Below are 16,930 nucleotides of genomic sequence, written 5' to 3' on the forward strand. Positions count from 1 at the left end.
TCCACCTCCCCTGGGGAAGCCGGCCCACACACCGCCCTGACATTCGACTGCGCAAGGCCCACACCAGGCACCGGTTCACGCTGCCGCGCGCCGATCTGGCTGGCGGTGTCGACCTACCGCTCAGGACTGCCAGGGCGACGCAGGCTCCTCGGCTGGCTACCCACAACCGCGACAACCGGTCGTGACATCACGACAGCGAGCACGTTCTCCAGAACACGAACCTGCTTCCGAACGGACGGCGGGTAGCCAAGAGCATCGGCGGCAAGCTCACGGTCACAGCAGCGCCCAGGGGGAGGCGGTCGAGATGGCCACCAAGGCCAATCCGGCTGCTCGTCAGCAGAATTGGCCGAAGTGGTCCGCCACATCGCCCTGCCGGTCGCCATCGTCCTGCATCTCCACGCCGACTCGGCCATGGACGCCGAAGCGACCCACCCCTTGGAGGTCCACCACCAAGAGCCAGGTGCAGGACCGCGCGAGTGGTGTTGTCTTAGGCGCGCGCGCCTCCGCCGACGCCTATCCCGCGAAATGACAACGCACCCTCACTCCCCCACGACCTAGATCCGGGCCAGTTGCGGGCCAACACCGTCCCATCGAAGGCGTATGGCTTCATCTTTCCTGCTCAGGATTAGTCCGGCGCGTGTACCACCAGCACTGGAAGGACCTGCTGGTGGCCTTCACCTCGCGAGACGACCCCTTGAAGCCGTGGGGACCTCCAGGAAGCCCTCTGGCCACCTGCGCCTCGCACGGTCCTGTCCGGCGCCTGCTTCCTGGTGACTGCCCATCAGGAGACGAGCCGGCGCTATTGTTCACCCGCGCCATGAGTGATCACGCTCTTCCCGGCTATGTGGACTCCAGCCCTTCAGGTACGGCTTCAGCTCCTCGGGTCCGGGATCGCGGGGCGCCGGCATGCCAGGCAGCTCCCGCAGCGGGTTGAGGGATCCTACGTAGGCGCGGGCCCACTCCAACCACTGTCGGGTGGAGAGCGTTTCCGGGGCTACCGAACCATCTGGCGCGGCCAGTCGGCGCTCCAGGGCATCGCAGTACTGGCTCAGCGCTCTCGCCTGATGCCAGTCCTGTGCCTGCTCACACAGCACAGTGGCGAGCTGGGCCTGGATCGCCTGCTTCCGCGCCGAGTCCATCGCCGCCCGCCACCGGACCTTCCGGTCCTCCTCGGCCCGCTTCTCGTCGACCCGGCGTTGGGCGTCCTCCCGCGAGCGGACTTCCACCTCGCGCAGGACCGCGCCGAGGACGTCCTCCAGCTTCCACCGTTTCCGGTCGGCCCACTTGCCCTGGCGTCCCGATCGGCTGTACGGAAGCTCGACCATCAGACTCTGCGCCCGCTCCGGATCCTCGGACAACGGAAATTCCTGCTTGATGGTCACCGTGTACGTGAAGTCGCCGACGACCAGGTTCAGCTCGCCCTCGCGCCGGGAGGGACGAGAGGGGATGTACGCGCCGTCGTACCCATAGGACCGGCTGCGGTAGTTCTCGGCCATCGGGTGCTCGCGCACCGCGTAGCCACGTTTCACCGCTTCCGCGCACAGGCCCTGGAACAGGCGCAGAGCCCTACTCCGGAGAGGCGCGGACACGGCGAGCCGACACTGGTCTTCCTTGAGAGCACCTACCACTGGGTGAAGGGAGCGCAATTGGGCGGGCACAGGGATGGGCAGAACGCTCTCAGGCCTCTGGCTCTTCGCGTTGTGATGCGGCCCGTCTTCGAGGGAGATCTGAAGGTCTCGGTTCCACAGGCGGAGCTTCTCGACGCGCTTCCCCGGCGGCGTGAGGTCGTGCCGTTTCGCGTAGTCGACGACCCGCCGGTATTCGGCTTCCGTCTCCTCGTCGGGCTCTGGAATGACCACCCGCCGTTCAGCCACGAGCCGTTCGATGAGCTCGGCCGCCTTGGCCCGCCGGGCCCGGGCGGCCACTGCCCGTTCCGAGTACGGCGCGGGCATCCTTTTGGCACCTGACTGGGGCGCGCCGACATACCGTGGATCCTCCGGATGGTGACCGTGCTCCAGATAGAACTCCCCCGCCTCGGTGACTTCGGCCCGCACCGCCCCACTACGGCGAGCGATCGCCAGCAGCCCTCGGTCGCGCAGCGCATATGCTGAGAGCCGTTCAGCCGATGCCAAGTCCAACTCCACGCCGGCATCCAGCCGCCTCAAGAGCTCTCGCTGGCGGTCGTTCAACGGGGACCAGCGGCGCATGCGCCCACCTCACGCTCTCAGCCGGCAGATACCTCCGCTCTACCGGCCATCGGCGGGCATCGAGCCGAGAACCGGCGAAATGACCCCGCCTCGACCGGCATCGGCTATACGTTCTGCCCACGGAAGTAGGGACGGCGGCCAGGACGGCAAAAGTCGGGCTGAGGAGTCTGGCCCCTACCGCCGACACGAGTAGCGGCTAGCCAGAATTGCTACAGAACGTAACCGGCAGGGGCTCTCGCGCATCGCACCGGCAAGGCTGGCATTCGCCACCACGGCACACAGAAAGCCGCCTTCCCGACCGGGCACACAGCCCGACCCAGAAGACGGCTTCCACTGCTGACGTGGCGTCAGTAAATACTGACACCCCGTCAAGAAATGCCTTCCATGAGCGTCAAATGAGCGTCACGAGCGTCAAACCAGCGTCAAGATATCGCCCGTAACGCCCACAACGCACATAATGCGCACCGACAAACCTGCAGGTCAGGAGCTTTTCGCGACCGGTTCAAGGATCGCGACGCACTCCACGTGGTGGGTCGTCAGAAACAAGTGAATCGAAAACAGGTGGAAGATAATTGCAGGTCAGGGCGACGCATGGCTGACTTCGTGACGTAGGTGATGTGCGTTATGGGCGCTGCGTGCGCAAACGTGACGCTGGTTGCCACTTGGAACGGACCTGGTCAGCGGTGGCCGCGGCCTTCTCCTGGCGCGACCAGGGCGAAACGCGCGGCCACGGCGGAGAGCACGGCGAGGGCCGCGAAGAGGTAGGAGTATCCGCCGAGTGAGGTGGGGAGGGCTGCGCTGGCCCAGGGGACCAGGGCGGCTGCGATCTGGCCCGGTGCGCCCACGAGTCCGGAGAGCCGGCCGTATTGAATGGTGCCCCAGCGATCGGTGACAGCTGTGGCCTGAAGCGGAGTCAGGTTGCCCCATGCGACTCCGGCCAGGATCGCGAGGCCCACAAGTAGCGGCATCGGGCCCGGGATGAGGGCAAGTGATGCCGTGGTAGCGCCGCCGAGGGTGACGAGGGCTGCGGTGCGGGTCGTGACGGATATGCGGGAGGAGGAGGCTCGCATAGAGGGTGCGGTCGAGGGTCTGGCCCGCCCCGCCCAGCCCGAGAGCCCAGCCTGCGATCGACGGACTGGCGCCGCGCACCTCGGGGCGACCCGGCGTGGGCGCCACGGTGGCGGACTGCGCCGCCATGCGGCCGGGCCTGCCCGGAACTCCGCCACCAGGCGGAATCTGCCGTCGCACGGATCCGTGACGCTGGGTGGGTCAGCGTCCCTGGCTGTGGTCAGTGTGACTGCCAGGGCTGCCTCCTCGTGCCGCCACTGGCTATCGCTGCCCCAGATCAGTCGATCCGTCCGCCATAGCAGCCACACTCTGGCACCCACCGCGGCTAGGACGACGGCTCCTGCGCGACGTACGGGGCGTATCGAACGTGGTGGCGCCACTATGACGACGGCCTCGCCATCAGGTTCGGCCCGGAGTCGGCGCTTCCGCCCTCCGCCCAAGCGGAGCAAGAGCCGGAGCAATTGCGGACCGCACCCGCTTACGGACCGGTAGATCTGCACTCGGAGCGACTGCCCACCGAGTTCCTCGACATCGGTACCGTCATCTACTTCCTGCGTGAAGTCGTCTGGATGGTCCCCGGCTTCACCGTCGACCAGCGCCACGACCGCCTCCGCGAACTCCACGAGAAATTCCAGGCCGAAGGCCCCTTCCTCGCCCACACTGCCCGCACTCCAGCACTTCGAGGACTTCCCCGCCGACGTCCTGCCCTCCTTCGTCGCCTACGTGATCAAGGACGAGCGCGCCTCCTGGTGGCGCATCTTCGGCCTGGCCGAACTCGCCGTCCTCATTCCACTCGTCGCAGCCGTCGGCCTCCGCTGCGTTGCCTCCACCATGGCCCCCGAGTCCGGTGGCGGCCATAGCCACGGCACCGGTACGGGTGGGAGCGAGACCCAACACGAGGAACCCGCCGTTACCAGCAGCCCGCAGCCCGCGCGGACCAAGCCGTCGGCACCGGCCCGCACCGTTGCCGCCACGCCCGCCGCGGAGCAGCCCACGACGATGGGCACGGGCGCTGACCCGAAGTACTACGTCACCGGAGGCCGCTCGGCGCCGCGGAGCAGCACAGCCAGCAGCCGACCAATGGTGAGCTTCGCATCCTCTCCCCGTCCGGGATCGCGTGTCATCAGCAGGTGGTGGGTCGTGCCGACGAGCGCGAGCGCGATGGTGGCAGCATCGGCGCCCGCGGCCAGCCGACCGCCGCGCTGCTCCGCCTGCAGGTAGAAGGTGAAGGCCTGCTGGATCGCGGCGAACGCCGGTGCGCCGGCCTGGAGGCCTTCCCGGGTGTGCAGCGCAGCCGCGGGGCGTGTCATCGCCAGCCCCACCACCGCAGGAGGCAGAGCGTCCATCAGGACGAGGACGACTTCCTGAAGATTATCTCCAACCGTCGCCTGGCCCACCTTCGCCTTCAGCGCTTCGGCCTGCCGGGCGCTGCGCGCGAACCGATCCAGGACCAGCTCGGCAACGAACTCGTCCAGGCTGGCGAAGTGCGTGTGCAGGACACCCTTGCCGCAGTCAGCCTCCACGGTGATCGCACGGCTGGTCAGGGCCCCTGCGCCGTCGCGGGCCACCACCCGCTCCGCAGCCGCGAACAGCCGCTCACGCAAGTCGGGAATCGCCACTCCACGAGGTGACACAACAACCCCTTTCCTCAGGCCCATTGCAAGTATGGGCACTCGCCCATACTGTTTGGGCACTTGCCCATACTAGGGCCGGGGCGCCGTACCGCGCCCCGGTGGGAGGGAGTTCACCCATGGAACGACTCGCCAACACCGCACAGGCAGAGGCATGGAACGGCTACGAGGGCGAGCAATGGGCCCGCAGTCAGGAACGCTGGGACGCCATCAACGACGGCTTCAACCAGCCCCTCCTGGAGGCTGCGGCCATCTCGGAAACCGATCGCGTGCTGGACATCGGCTGCGGGGCAGGCCGCACCACCCGGCTCGCAGCCCTGCGCGCCGCCCGCGGCCAGGCACTCGGACTGGACCTGTCAGGCCCGATGCTGGAGAAGGCCCGCGACAGCGCCCTGCGCGAAGGCGTGCAGAACGTCTCCTTCATTCAGGGCGACGCCCAAGTCCACCCCTTCGACCCCGAGGGGTTCGACGCGGTCATCAGCCGCTACGGCATGACCTTCTTCACCGACCCCGTCGCCGCGTTCGCCAATCTCCACCGCGCACTGCGCCCCGGCGGCCGGCTGGCCTTCATCTGCGCGGCCGAAGCCGAAGCCAACGGGTGGCTGCAGGCCCTGGCCTCGCTCGAGGGCATCCTGCCGCTCGGCGGCTTCGGAAAGCCGGGCGCACCCGGCATGTTCTCGCTCACCGACCCCGACCACATCCGGATGCTGCTCAGCGCGGGCGGGTTCGCCGAAGTCGCTGTACAGCGGGTCGAGGTGCCGGGGAAGTGGGGTGTCAACGCGGCAGATGCCACGGCGTTCCTGCTCGACTCCGGCCCTGGACGCCACCTCCTCGACCAGGTCGGGCCGCAGGAGCAGACCCAGGCACGCCAGGCGCTGACGGTCGCCCTGCGAGATCACGAGGCGGACGGAGCGGTGTGGCTTCGCAGCAGCTCCTGGCTGGTCACCGCTGCACGGGAGCCCCTACACGGCTGATCCCATCAGGTGCGAACCATGCGGGCGATGGCTTGGGAGGCTTCTTGGACCTTGTCGCGGGCTCCATCGCCACCTTCCGCGATGGCGTCGGCGACGCATGAATGGAGGTGGTCTTCCAGCATGGTCAGCCCGAAGGACTGCAGGGCCTTGGTGGTGGCGCTGACCTGGGTGAGGACGTCGATGCAGTAGGTGTCTTCGTCGACCAGGCGCTGCAGACCACGCACCTGGCCTTCGATGCGGCGCAGCCGTTTGAGGATGTCGTCCTTGTTGGCGGTGTAGCCGTGCACGAGGCGATCCCTTCCTTCCTATCGGCGCTTTACCCCCAGGGGGTATTAGCGTAACGATGGGTTGCAGCTATCTGTTCCGCTGAACGTCGGGCGAATGCATAGGTGCCCCCGCCCGAGCGACGGGCGGGGGCACCTTTTACAGGTGAGGGTCAGGCGACATCCACCGAGTCAAGAATCATGGCCGGCTCCGGCCGCGTGCCGCTGGGGCTCACAAGGTACTGCGAGCCCTCCTCCGGGAGCCACCCCTGCGCGTCACCCTAGTGGGAGTGCCCGCCCGGCTCGGCCGTGGTGGTGTTCGCGGCCGGGGCGGTGGATCCGCCTGCCTGGACCGTGAAAGCTGCCGTCCGAACCTTGCCCTCGTGCTGGAAGTCCAGGAAGAGCCGGTAGGTTCCTGCGCTCGGGGCCGTGGCAGTGAAGGAGACGTCCGGCCCGGGGCCGCCCTCGTTGGGGTGGACGTGCAGGTAGGCGAGGTCTCCGTCGCGAAGGGCGACGAGGTGGCCGTACGCCCCGAGGTAGGGCTCGAGGTTCGTGACCGGCTTGCCGTCCTTGCTGACCGTGAGCTTGAGTTCGCCGGCCTTACCGGGGTCGAGGGTCCCACCAAGGGTGACCTGATAGCCCTCCACCTCCGCAGTCGTCGCGGCCGGGGGCACGGAGTTCGGCGCGTACGCCCCAGGCACCGCCAGGTCAGCGCCGAGGGTGACGCCCTTCGCGCCTTCCGCAGCGGGGGCGAAGTCGGCGAAGGCCTTATACGCCCCCGCCGCAGGAAGGTCGACCGGCGTCGACCACGTCCCGTCGTCCGCACGCACCGGGTGCAGATGGCGATAGACGGCGAGGTCGCGTGAGGCAACGATGAAGTGCAGCTCCTTGCCGTGCTCGGTCTTGTACGCGGTGACCTTGCGGCCTTCCGCATCCTTGATCGAAAACTTCAGCTCACCCTGACCCGCGGCGATCTGCGGGGTATCCAGGGCCAGCGTGTAGCCACCCTCCGACACCTGCAGGCCCCCGGCCGCCGGTCCTTGGGCGGCCTCCTCATGAGCTCCGTGCCCGGCGGCGCCCGCATCGGTCGGCGCCGGTGCCGCGTGGCCCGCATGTTCCGTTTTCGCCGGTGTACCTACGGGTCCTACGCCCGCCCCGACCCCGTAGGCGGCCCCGAAAGTCGCTGCGAGTGCGGCGGCAAAGACGGCGGTCTTCACTCCGGTGTTCATGGCTGCTCTCCCGTACGACGTAGTGCCGCGTCCAGCGGTTCCAGAAGCCCACCATACCCCTGGGGGGTACCAAGTCAAGCCGAGGAAACACTTGCGGGGAGATACCGCTGGGGGGTATATCTGAAGCCCAGTCCGGATACCCCCTGTGGGTATCTGAATCGATCAAGGAGAAGCCCATGTCTTCCTGCTGTACCCCTGAAGGCACCTGCAGCACGAACGCCGGCGAATCGACGACCGCCACAGCCGTCGTCGACAGCACCGCCACCGTCTACCGCGTGTCGGGCATGACCTGCGGCCACTGCAAGACCGCCATCACCAAGTCGGTCAGCGCGCTCGACGGGGTCCTCTCCGTCGACGTGGACGTGGACGGCGGCCTCGTCACCGTAACCACGGCCGGCGACCCCGACGACGCCGCGATCACCGTGGCGGTGGACGACGCCGGCTACGAGCTGACCAGTCGGGTCTGACACCCAGCCCGACCCCGACCAACCTGGCCGCCGGGGCCCCGTCCATCCACCGGGCCCCGGCCTCCACCCCGCGCTCGAACGAGGAGCAGCCCTCATGACCACCATCACTCCCGGCGCCGCCCAGGTCGAGCTCGCCATCGGCGGCATGACCTGCGCCTCTTGCGCGGCCCGCATCGAGAAGAAGCTCAACCGCATGGACGGCGTCGAGGCGACCGTCAACTACGCCACCGAGAAGGCCAAGGTCACCTTCGACGCCGACATCTCCGTCGCGGACCTGATCGCCACCGTCGAGGCCACCGGATACACGGCGCAGGAGCCTGCGCCGCCCCGTACGAACGGCTCGTCCGGCAGCGGGGAGGACCCGGACGAGCACGACGAGCTGCGCCCTCTGCGCCACCGGCTCGTCACCGCCGTCTCGCTCGCCCTGCCGGTCATCGCCATGGCCATGATCCCGGCCCTGCAGATCGACTACTGGCAGTGGCTCTCGCTCACTCTGACCGCGCCCGTCGTCACGTACGCTGCCTGGCCCTTCCACCGCGCCGCCTGGACCAACGCCAAGCACGGCGCGGCTACCATGGACACACTGATCTCGGTGGGTACGACCGCCGCGTTCCTGTGGTCACTGTGGGCTCTGTTCTTCGGAACTGCCGGCACGCCCGGGATGACCCATGCCTTCGAGTTCACCATCGCCCGCACCGACGGCGCCGGAAACATCTACCTGGAGGCGGCAGCCGGGGTCACTGCCTTCATCCTCGCCGGCCGCTACTTCGAGGCCAGGTCCAAGCGCAAGGCCGGCGCCGCCCTCAAGGCGCTGCTGGAGCTCGGCGCCAAGGAAGTGACGGTGCTGCGCAGCGGCCGCGAAGTCACCGTACCCACGGCCGACTTGCAGGTCGGCGACCGCTTCCTGGTGCGCCCCGGAGAGAAGATCGCCACCGACGGCACCGTCGTCGAGGGCTCCTCCGCCGTGGACGCTTCCATGCTCACCGGCGAGTCCGTCCCCGTGGAGGTCTCGCTTGGGGACTCCGTCACCGGCGCCACCCTCAACGCCGGCGGGCGCCTCGTGGTCGAGGCCACCCGCATCGGCGCCGACACCCAGTTGGCTCGGATGGCCAAGCTGGTCGAGGACGCGCAGAACGGCAAGGCCGCAGCCCAGCGGCTCGCCGACAAGATCTCCGCCGTGTTCGTGCCGGTCGTCATCGGTCTGGCCCTGGCCACCCTCGGCTTCTGGCTCGGCACCGGCTCCGGCCTCGCGGCCGCCTTCACCGCCGCCGTCGCCGTACTGATCATCGCCTGCCCCTGCGCCCTGGGCCTCGCCACCCCCACCGCCCTCATGGTCGGCACGGGCCGCGGCGCCCAGCTCGGGATCCTGATCAAGGGACCCGAGGTACTGGAGACCACCCGCAAGGTCGACACCATCGTCCTGGACAAGACCGGTACGGTCACCACCGGCAAGATGGCGCTGCTCGCCGTGCACACCGCGGACGGCACCGACGAGAGCCAAGTACTGCGCCTGGCAGGAGCGTTGGAGCATGCCTCCGAGCACCCCATCGCGCAGGCCGTCGCCGCCGGCGCCGCCGCCAAGGTCGGCGCGCTGCCCGTCCCGGAGGACTTCGCCAACATCCCCGGACTGGGCGTCCAGGGCGTCGTCGAAGGCCACGCCGTTCTCGTCGGCCGCGAGAAGCTGCTCACCGAATGGGCGATGGAGCTGCCCGTGGAACTGGAGCGCGCCAAGGCGGAGGCCGAAGCCGCCGGTCGCACCGCCATCGCGGTGGCCTGGGACGGAGAGGCACGCGCGGTCCTGGAGGTCGCCGACGCGGTCAAGGAGACCAGCGCGGAAGCCATCCGGCGCCTGCGCGCCCTGGGCCTCAAGCCGATCCTCCTCACCGGTGACAACAAGGCCGTCGCCGAGTCCGTCGCCGCCGAAGTCGGGATCGACGAGGTCATCGCGGAGGTCATGCCCCAGGACAAGGTCGATGTCGTCAAGAAGCTGCAGGCCGAGGGCCGCAGCGTCGCGATGGTCGGCGACGGCGTCAACGACGCGGCCGCTCTCGCCCAGGCCGACCTCGGCCTGGCCATGGGAACCGGCACGGACGCCGCCATCGAAGCGGGTGACCTGACGCTCGTACGAGGAGACCTGCGGGCTGCGGCGGATGCGATCCGCCTCGCTCGCAAGACGCTCGGCACCATCCGCTCGAACCTGTTCTGGGCCTTCGCCTACAACGTGGCCGCCCTGCCGCTCGCCGCGGCCGGCTTGCTCAACCCGATGATCGCCGGAGCGGCCATGGCCTTCTCCTCCGTCTTCGTCGTCGGCAACAGCCTGCGACTGCGTGGCTTCCAGGCCGCCGACAACTGAGGAGCCTCCCGTGGCCGGTTACGTACAGAGCAAGGAAGTCATCATCAGACGCCTGCGCCGAATCGAGGGACAGGTCCGCGGGGTCCAGCGGATGGTCGACGAGGACTCGTACTGCATCGACGTCCTCACGCAGGTTGCCGCGATCAACGCCGCATTGCAGTCGTGCGCGGTGGCCCTGCTGGACGAACACCTCAGCTGCTGCGTCACCGAGGCCATCACCGCGGGTGGGGACCAGGCGAAGGTGAAGGTGGGCGAGGCTTCGAAAGCCATCGCCCGGCTCATCCGGGCCTGATCTCACGGCCCTCACGTACCCATCATGGACCGCCCCCGAGCGAAGAAGACCACGCTGCGGGGGCGGTCCGTGGTGTTGACGACGAATCACACCGGAATACCCGCCGGGGGTATGTCGGTTCTGCGGTGGCGGCCCGTACGATGAGCCGCTCGCGAGGGGCAAGTGGCGAGGGGGATGCGTGTGCGCCGGCTGGGAGAGCTGGAAGCCGAGATCATGGACCGGGTGTGGCTGTGGGAACGCCCCACTACGGTCCGCGAGATCGTCGACGACATAAACCGGGAGCGCCAGGTCGCCTACACGACCGTCATGACGGTTGCCGACATCCTTCACCGCAAGGGATGGCTGCGTCGCAAGAAAGCCGGTCGCGCGTGGCTCTATGAGGCGGTCCGCAGTCGCGAGGAGTACACGGCAGGTCTCATGCAGGACGCACTCGGGGACAGCCAGAACCGCGAGGCCGCCCTCTTGCATTTCGTGGAACGCATGTCCCACGAGGACGTGGAAACGCTGGACGCCGTACTACGCGCCGCCCGACGCGACCGCCCGGCCGACGGCCTCCGGAGCGGGCAATGAACCATCACGTCCTGCCTCCCCTCGGACTCGCCCTCGCCACAGGCGCGTTGTTGCCCTGGACGCTGGCACGCGCCCGCTGGGCCCAACAGGTTCCGCGGCTGGCGCTCACCGTATGGACGGCATGCGGCCTGATCTTCGCGCTCGCGGTGGCCCTGATCCCGGCACAACTGCTACTCCCCGGCAGGGTCAGCCACCGGATCGTCGACATGGCCCTGACCCTGACCTTCCCCTCCCTTCACCAGCTGAGGCATGCGACCGGTCTCGAATACGCCGCAGCGGCTACCGCTCTCGCCGTCCTGGCGTTGCCCGTCACCGGCTTCCTGCGTGAGGTCCTGAGGGCGCGTCGGGCCCGGTCCCGACACGCAGGACTACTGCAATTGGTCGGCCGCTACGACGCGAGGCTGGGAGCGACCGTCTTGGACGACCCACGCCCCGCGGTCTACTGCCTTCCCGGACGGTCGCGCCAAGTGGTGGTCTCGTCAGGGGCGGTCACCACCCTGACGGAACCTCAGCTGGCCGCCGCCCTCTGCCACGAGCGGGCTCACATCGCAGGCCGTCATCATTTGCTCGTCGCGGCGGCCAGGGCCTACGCAACCGCCTTCCCCCGACTGCCGCTGGCGCGGCTCGGCGGAAGGGCCGTACCACTCCTACTGGAGATGACAGCGGACGATCAAGCGATGCGTGCTGCTTCACGGGAGGCACTGGCCACGGCGCTCTACACGCTGGCAGTCGGACGGGCACCGCGCGAGGCATTCGCGGCGAGCGGCCCCTCGGCAGCTCTGCGCATGCGCCGAATCCTGACTCCGCATCGTTCGGGACACCCCGTCTTGCGTGGGCTGTTCGCGGTCACGGCAGCGGCTGCTGCCATCACTCCGCTGATCCTCGCCTGTTGTTCGGTGCCGGGTTAGTAGCCCCTACTCCCAACCACTCTAATTACTAAGCGAATTCGTAAGTTTGGCATCGACTTCCCTCACTCGAATTCCCCGCTATTGTGGGCCCGTGCGAGCGCAGGACCGGGAACGGCGAGAGGTATGGACATATGCTGCTGGGTCACGTCCGGACGGCAGCATCTAACGACGCAACATCAATTTCTCGGCTTCTCGCCGTGGGGATTCGCGACAGCTACGGCGAAATCCTCGGACGGACCGACACCGAGCGGCTGGTTTCCGACCAGTGCGCCCTGCCCCGCCTAAGAGCTGAAATCGAAATGCCCGGCGGGGCGCCGGGCTGGCTGGGCTGGCTGGTGGCCGCGGACCCTGACGGCAACATCCAAGGTGTCGCGTCAGGCGGCGTCGCAGTTCCGACCCAGGGTGAGATATACGCCCTGTGCACCGCTCCCGGCCGGCGCCGCAAGGGCGTGGGGACGGCACTGCTTGCGGCGGTCACCATACGGATGGTCGCGTACGGCGCCACCTCCCAGCGAATCAGTCTTCCCGTCGGCAAGGACCCTGCGCTGCCGTTCTTCACGCACCACGACTTCGCCCTCGTCGCGCCGCTACGGCTCGGCCGCATGCTCTGACCTGCCGCTGGGTCATCGCCGCCACCCCGCATCACTCCAGACCGTGGCAGATCCACGCCATCGCGTGTTCACGCAGCCCATTCCGCTGGTCCGTCCCCGCACCACAGGACAGGATTTCCTCAACGGCGCGGCCCCGGCGGCACGGAACCTAGCCGGGCCGCTGGACCGAACGAGCCCCTGGAGGAGCGATGCACACACCGAGCGGCACTTCCCTGCCCGTCGTGCCTGCAGCGCTTGTGCCGGTCCTGCCGTCCGAATACACGGGACGGTGTGAGGCACTGGGCACCAGCATCCGCGCCACCGCGGAATACCTGCCCGGCCTCGAGTCGACCTCTCCCGTCGACAATGACTCGGTGTGGCTGCACGACGCACTGCTCGGCCCCCACAGCGCCGACATCGTCCGCTACTTGAGGCTGGCTCGGGCCACTGGCGGCCCGGTCCTCGACCTCGGCTCAGGGGCGGGTCGACTCGCCGTTCCCTTCGCCCGGCACGGCTTCCTCGTCGAGGCTGTCGACCGGGATGCTTCGAGCCTGGAACGGCTCCAGACGTGGGGCCGACGGATCGGGCCGCAGGTGTCGCGGCTGGTGATCCCCACTCGCGCCGACCTCGCGGAGTTGCACCTGCGGCGCACGTACCGTCTGGCGTTGCTCGCCGGGACGATGGTCTCTGCCGTATCGCCACGGGCGCGCCCCGAACTACTGCGCGAGATCGCATCACACCTGGACCCCGGCGGCGCGCTCGCCCTCGACTACACGGCGCACCAGCTGCGGGGGCTGTCCGAGGATCCCCACCGCACCTGGGCTTTCCAAGTTCCCCGCTTCGACGGGATCGAGGAGTGGGTGGTGGCTCGCCAGGTCTTCGACTTGGCGGACATGAGCGAGCGCATCACGTACTACGCGGTCCGGACGGGCAAGTCGAGTTCCGAGCGGGTGGTCCTGACCACCGACAAGTGGGTCATCGACCCGCAACGGCTCACGGACGAGCTGCACGCGGCCGGACTCCGCATCGAGGGCCGGCGACGCCGCCGTATCGACGAGCGGACCGAGAGCGTGTTCCTCGTTTGCCGGGCCCACGCCTGACGACCACAGCGACCGACTCCGCCCACTCCCCTCCCAGTCGGGCAGGCAAGAGGTACGATGCCCTCAAACCTTTGGGCCGACCAGGTGATGGACACCTGCTGACAGGGGTGGCGGAGGAGTGGCTGGCGTGCAGGTGTCAACGGGCCGCGAGGCGGTGATCCAGCGCCTCCGTGACGTAGGACTGCGGGTCACAGGGCCCCGCCTGGAGGTGCTCCAGGTCATGGCAGCGGGTGGCCACATGGACGTCGAGACCATCACCGCGACCGCCCGTGAGCGGCTCGGCACCCTGACCAGCCAGGCCGTCTACGAGATGCTTCGCCACTTCCTCGATACGGGCTTGGCCACAAAGTTCGACCGCCCTGGACTGCCGGCCGTCTTCGAGATCTCAGGCACACCTCACCAGCATGCGCTCTGCGTGCGCTGCGGCCGGGTGGAGAACGTGGAATCCGAGGTGCCGAAAGCGATCGGCGAGGGTCTCCAGGAGTGGCAGATGGGCGAAGCGGATGTAGTGTTCAAGGGCTTGTGCCCCGACTGCCTCCGCGCAGCGGGGGATTGAGCCTGAGTCCGGAGGGGGTGCTGCACTCTGAGCAGGTACGGGATCGGTCCGCGAGTGGGCGACCAGACCCTCGCGCTTTACCTTGAGCTTCGTGAGCGCCCGGAGTCCGGAGTCGAGAAGATCGCAGCCTCCCTGGGATTCTCGACCGAAGAGCGCGAGCGCTGCCTGGCCGAGCTTTCCGGGCTCGGTCTGCTTGATCACCACGGGGCCAGAGACAGCCGCACTGCCGTCGAACCGGGCATCGCACTGCTCGGGCTCCTCCGTGCCGAACGGGAACGCCTGCAGAACCGGCTGATAGAGACCGGCCGCTTCCACGACACCCTGGACATTCTGGCCGGGCCCGTCTTGCGGGCCGGCGCCACACCCGAGCGTGAGATCGGGGTCGAGATCGTGACCGACCTCAGCCGCGTCCACCTGGAGCGAGCCGGAATCTCCGAGTCCGTGACACACGACCGTCAGACCATGCATACAGGAGCGGTCGGCCGCGAGGAGAGCGAACAGACGCTCGAAGAAGATCGGCGACAGCTGGCGCGCGGTGTGAGGGTGCGAGCCATGTATGGGCGCCGCGCGGCCTCTGTACCGGACATGGCGCGGCACCTGCGAGATCGAGCCGAACTGGGGGTGGAAATAAGACTTTCCCCCGTGGTCCCGATGAACATGTTCCTCGCGGACGAGAATTTCGCCCTCCTACCCATCGACCTGCACGATCTCTCCGCGGGCGCCATCATCGCGCGGGGATCCGCACTGGTCGGCTCGTACCTGGCGCTGTACGAGTACTGCTGGCATTGCGCGACACCCCACGGGGAGGACTCCCCTGCCGAGCGCGGCGGCGACGGGCTGTCTGAACAGCAGGTAGCCGCACTTCACATGCTCGCCTCAGGCGTAAAGGACGAGGAGGTAGCCCGCAACCTGGGGGTGTCCCTGCGCACCGCGAGTCGCCTCCTCTCGGAAATCATGCAGGAGTTGGGGGCCGCGAGCCGCTTCGAGGCGGGGGTCAAGGCGGCCCGTCTCGGTTGGCTGGACGCGAGGAGCAGCACGCCGGAGGGCCCTGCGTGACCTGCCCCACAAGCCACTTCGGGGCCGGAAGTTCTTGTCCCGGTGTGTGGCAAGGTGTGGCGGGCATTCTGATGATCAGGGGGGTCACTTCACAATGTCGACGGGTGACGACAGCAGCGGTATCCAGTCGGCCGAGAGGGTTCTCGCGCTTTACCAGGAACTCCGCCAGCGCGGGGTGTCCAATCTCGACGAGGTCTTCGATGAGCTGAAGTTACCGCCGGAAGAGTACGAACAGCGACGAGCGGAACTGATCGCCCTCGGCCTCATCGTGCCGACCAGCACCACCCACGCCACACGTGCCGATCTCCAGGCGGGTACCTGGGAGTCCGGACCGGATACGGTTGCCGTGGTCGACCCCGAGATCGCTCTTCTCCGCATGCTGCAGCAGGAGCGCGAGCGTCTCCGGGAGCATCTGGACGAGTCCGACCGTGCCTACAGCACTCTCGAAGCATTAGTGGGGAGATTTCTTCGGCCCGGCTCGCTGAACGGCTCCGAAGTCGAGGTAGAGCTTCTCAGTGATTACCGGAGGATCCAGCAGGCGCTGGAGGACATCACGGATGTCATCCAGCACAACCTCGCGTCCATGCACGTAACCGCCCTTGTGCGCGAGGTCGCGGACCGCGTACTCAGCCGGGATCTGAGGCAGATCGAGAACGGCGTGCGCATCCGCGCCATCTACCACCAACGCATCACCGCATCCCCGGAGGCAGCCGAGATGCTGCGCCGCCGGGTAGAAGTGGGCGTCGAGATCCGGCTGTCCCCCGCGGTCCCCATGAACATGATCATCGCGGATCAGCAGTTCGCCGTTCTCCCCGTCCACCGCGAGGACCGGGCCGCCGGCGCGATCCTGGCTCGCGGGCCGGCGCTCGTCCGCTCGTATCTGGCGCTGTACGAGCACTGTTGGCACACGGCGACTCCGTACGGCGACGACGTCACTGCCGAACGCGGCGGGGACGGCCTGTCCGAACAGCAGCGGGCCGCTCTCAAAATGCTGGCTTCTGGCATGAAGGACGAAAAGATCGCCCGAAGTCTGGGAGTCTCGTTGAGGACAGTGAGTCGCATGCTGTCCGAGGTGATGCAGGAGCTCGGTGCATCGAGCCGCTTCGAGGCCGGCGTACGCGCCTATCGGCTCGGCTGGCTCGACTGACTCCTGCCCAATTCCGACCTGCACAGTGGCGAATACTGACGCGCCGCTTCGGACCGCAAGGCCGAAAAGCCCCGTGTTCACCTGGAGCGGCGATCACGGGGCGCGCTTCGTCGGCGTCAATTGCCCGGAGCCACAAGGGCCGGCTTGGTGGAGTCCCAGCCGTTTCCGTTCGACGGAGTCGGAGACGGCACCGGGGTGTCGGCACCGTCCGCCGACGCCGGGGTCGGCTTGGCGGAGTCCCAGCCGTTGCCGTTCGACGGGCTCGGGGACGGAGCACCAGGGTCGGAACCCTCGGCCACCGAGCGCTGCGAAGCGGTCGTCGACGGGGATACGGCGACCGCCGCTCCGCCGGCGACCGCGGTACAGAGCAGGAGCGCGAGGGCGAACTGGCCGGCCGTCTTGCGAATTCCGGTGGTGTGCCCAGCAGACATGATTCCTCCAGGAATGTGGAATGCGATTTCCGCCTTCGTAGGCCCCGTGCCGCCGGGATCCCCTTGAAGACATCTCTATTCTTGTCGC

At 68.1% G+C, this 16,930-nt stretch carries 17 protein-coding genes; 11 read left to right on the plus strand and 6 right to left on the minus strand.

Going from position 1 to position 16,930, the window contains the following annotated elements:
- Positions 1-806: 806 nt before the first annotated feature.
- The 3 genes from OG730_RS10940 to OG730_RS10955 form a co-directional block, all read right to left on the minus strand.
- Positions 807-2,207 (minus strand): hypothetical protein, encoded by a 1,401-nt coding sequence (locus OG730_RS10940; protein WP_327304074.1) that lies wholly within the window; start codon positions 2,205-2,207, stop codon positions 807-809.
- Positions 2,208-2,884: 677 nt separating this feature from the next.
- The gene (locus OG730_RS10945) at positions 2,885-3,175 is read right to left on the minus strand and encodes a hypothetical protein (protein WP_327304075.1); all 291 of its coding nucleotides are present in this window, start codon (positions 3,173-3,175) and stop codon (positions 2,885-2,887) included.
- 1,125 nt (positions 3,176-4,300) lie between these two features.
- Entirely contained in the window at positions 4,301-4,909 is a 609-nt protein-coding gene (locus OG730_RS10955) for a TetR family transcriptional regulator (protein WP_327309217.1), read from the minus strand.
- A gap of 116 nt (positions 4,910-5,025) precedes the next feature.
- Here OG730_RS10955 and OG730_RS10960 point away from each other — a divergent pair, with 116 nt between their 5' ends.
- On the plus strand, positions 5,026-5,880 hold the full coding sequence (locus OG730_RS10960; RefSeq protein WP_327304076.1) for a class I SAM-dependent methyltransferase: 855 nt from the start codon (positions 5,026-5,028) through the stop codon (positions 5,878-5,880).
- A gap of 5 nt (positions 5,881-5,885) precedes the next feature.
- Here OG730_RS10960 and OG730_RS10965 read toward each other — a convergent pair whose 3' ends face one another.
- Entirely contained in the window at positions 5,886-6,167 is a 282-nt protein-coding gene (locus OG730_RS10965; RefSeq protein WP_266903795.1) for a metal-sensitive transcriptional regulator, read from the minus strand.
- 257 nt (positions 6,168-6,424) lie between these two features.
- Positions 6,425-7,372 (minus strand): DUF8832 domain-containing protein, encoded by a 948-nt coding sequence (locus OG730_RS10970; protein WP_327304077.1) that lies wholly within the window; start codon positions 7,370-7,372, stop codon positions 6,425-6,427.
- 176 nt (positions 7,373-7,548) lie between these two features.
- On the opposite strand from OG730_RS10970, the gene OG730_RS10975 reads away from it, so the two are divergent.
- From OG730_RS10975 to OG730_RS11020, 10 genes are all read left to right on the plus strand, one after another.
- Complete coding sequence (locus OG730_RS10975; protein WP_327304078.1) at positions 7,549-7,839, plus strand: heavy-metal-associated domain-containing protein; 291 nt, start codon at positions 7,549-7,551, stop codon at positions 7,837-7,839.
- A 94-nt stretch (positions 7,840-7,933) separates the two neighbouring features.
- A complete protein-coding gene (locus OG730_RS10980) occupies positions 7,934-10,192 on the plus strand; it encodes a heavy metal translocating P-type ATPase (protein ID WP_327304079.1) in 2,259 nt (752 codons plus the stop codon).
- Between the two features lie 10 nt (positions 10,193-10,202).
- Positions 10,203-10,484 (plus strand): metal-sensitive transcriptional regulator, encoded by a 282-nt coding sequence (locus OG730_RS10985; RefSeq protein ID WP_327304080.1) that lies wholly within the window; start codon positions 10,203-10,205, stop codon positions 10,482-10,484.
- Positions 10,485-10,664: 180 nt separating this feature from the next.
- Positions 10,665-11,054: a BlaI/MecI/CopY family transcriptional regulator gene (locus OG730_RS10990; protein ID WP_327304081.1), complete on the plus strand. Its 390-nt coding sequence runs from the start codon at positions 10,665-10,667 to the stop codon at positions 11,052-11,054.
- Complete coding sequence (locus tag OG730_RS10995) at positions 11,051-11,962, plus strand: M56 family metallopeptidase (protein ID WP_327304082.1); 912 nt, start codon at positions 11,051-11,053, stop codon at positions 11,960-11,962. Before OG730_RS10990 ends, OG730_RS10995 begins: the two co-directional genes overlap by 4 nt.
- A gap of 197 nt (positions 11,963-12,159) precedes the next feature.
- Positions 12,160-12,573 (plus strand): GNAT family N-acetyltransferase, encoded by a 414-nt coding sequence (locus OG730_RS11000; protein ID WP_327304083.1) that lies wholly within the window; start codon positions 12,160-12,162, stop codon positions 12,571-12,573.
- Between the two features lie 221 nt (positions 12,574-12,794).
- On the plus strand, positions 12,795-13,652 hold the full coding sequence (locus tag OG730_RS11005; protein WP_327304084.1) for a class I SAM-dependent methyltransferase: 858 nt from the start codon (positions 12,795-12,797) through the stop codon (positions 13,650-13,652).
- A gap of 154 nt (positions 13,653-13,806) precedes the next feature.
- Positions 13,807-14,208, plus strand: coding sequence for a Fur family transcriptional regulator (locus OG730_RS11010; RefSeq protein ID WP_266912615.1), 402 nt, complete (start codon positions 13,807-13,809; stop codon positions 14,206-14,208).
- Positions 14,209-14,262: 54 nt separating this feature from the next.
- Entirely contained in the window at positions 14,263-15,264 is a 1,002-nt protein-coding gene (locus tag OG730_RS11015; protein ID WP_327304085.1) for a helix-turn-helix transcriptional regulator, read from the plus strand.
- A gap of 94 nt (positions 15,265-15,358) precedes the next feature.
- Complete coding sequence (locus OG730_RS11020; protein WP_266903805.1) at positions 15,359-16,411, plus strand: helix-turn-helix transcriptional regulator; 1,053 nt, start codon at positions 15,359-15,361, stop codon at positions 16,409-16,411.
- Positions 16,412-16,527: 116 nt separating this feature from the next.
- Here OG730_RS11020 and OG730_RS11025 read toward each other — a convergent pair whose 3' ends face one another.
- On the minus strand, positions 16,528-16,842 hold the full coding sequence (locus OG730_RS11025; protein WP_327304086.1) for a hypothetical protein: 315 nt from the start codon (positions 16,840-16,842) through the stop codon (positions 16,528-16,530).
- Positions 16,843-16,930: the final 88 nt, after the last annotated feature.

Origin of the sequence: Streptomyces sp. NBC_01298, from assembly GCF_035978755.1 — a bacterium.
In the GTDB taxonomy this organism is placed as follows: Bacteria; Actinomycetota; Actinomycetes; order Streptomycetales; family Streptomycetaceae; genus Streptomyces.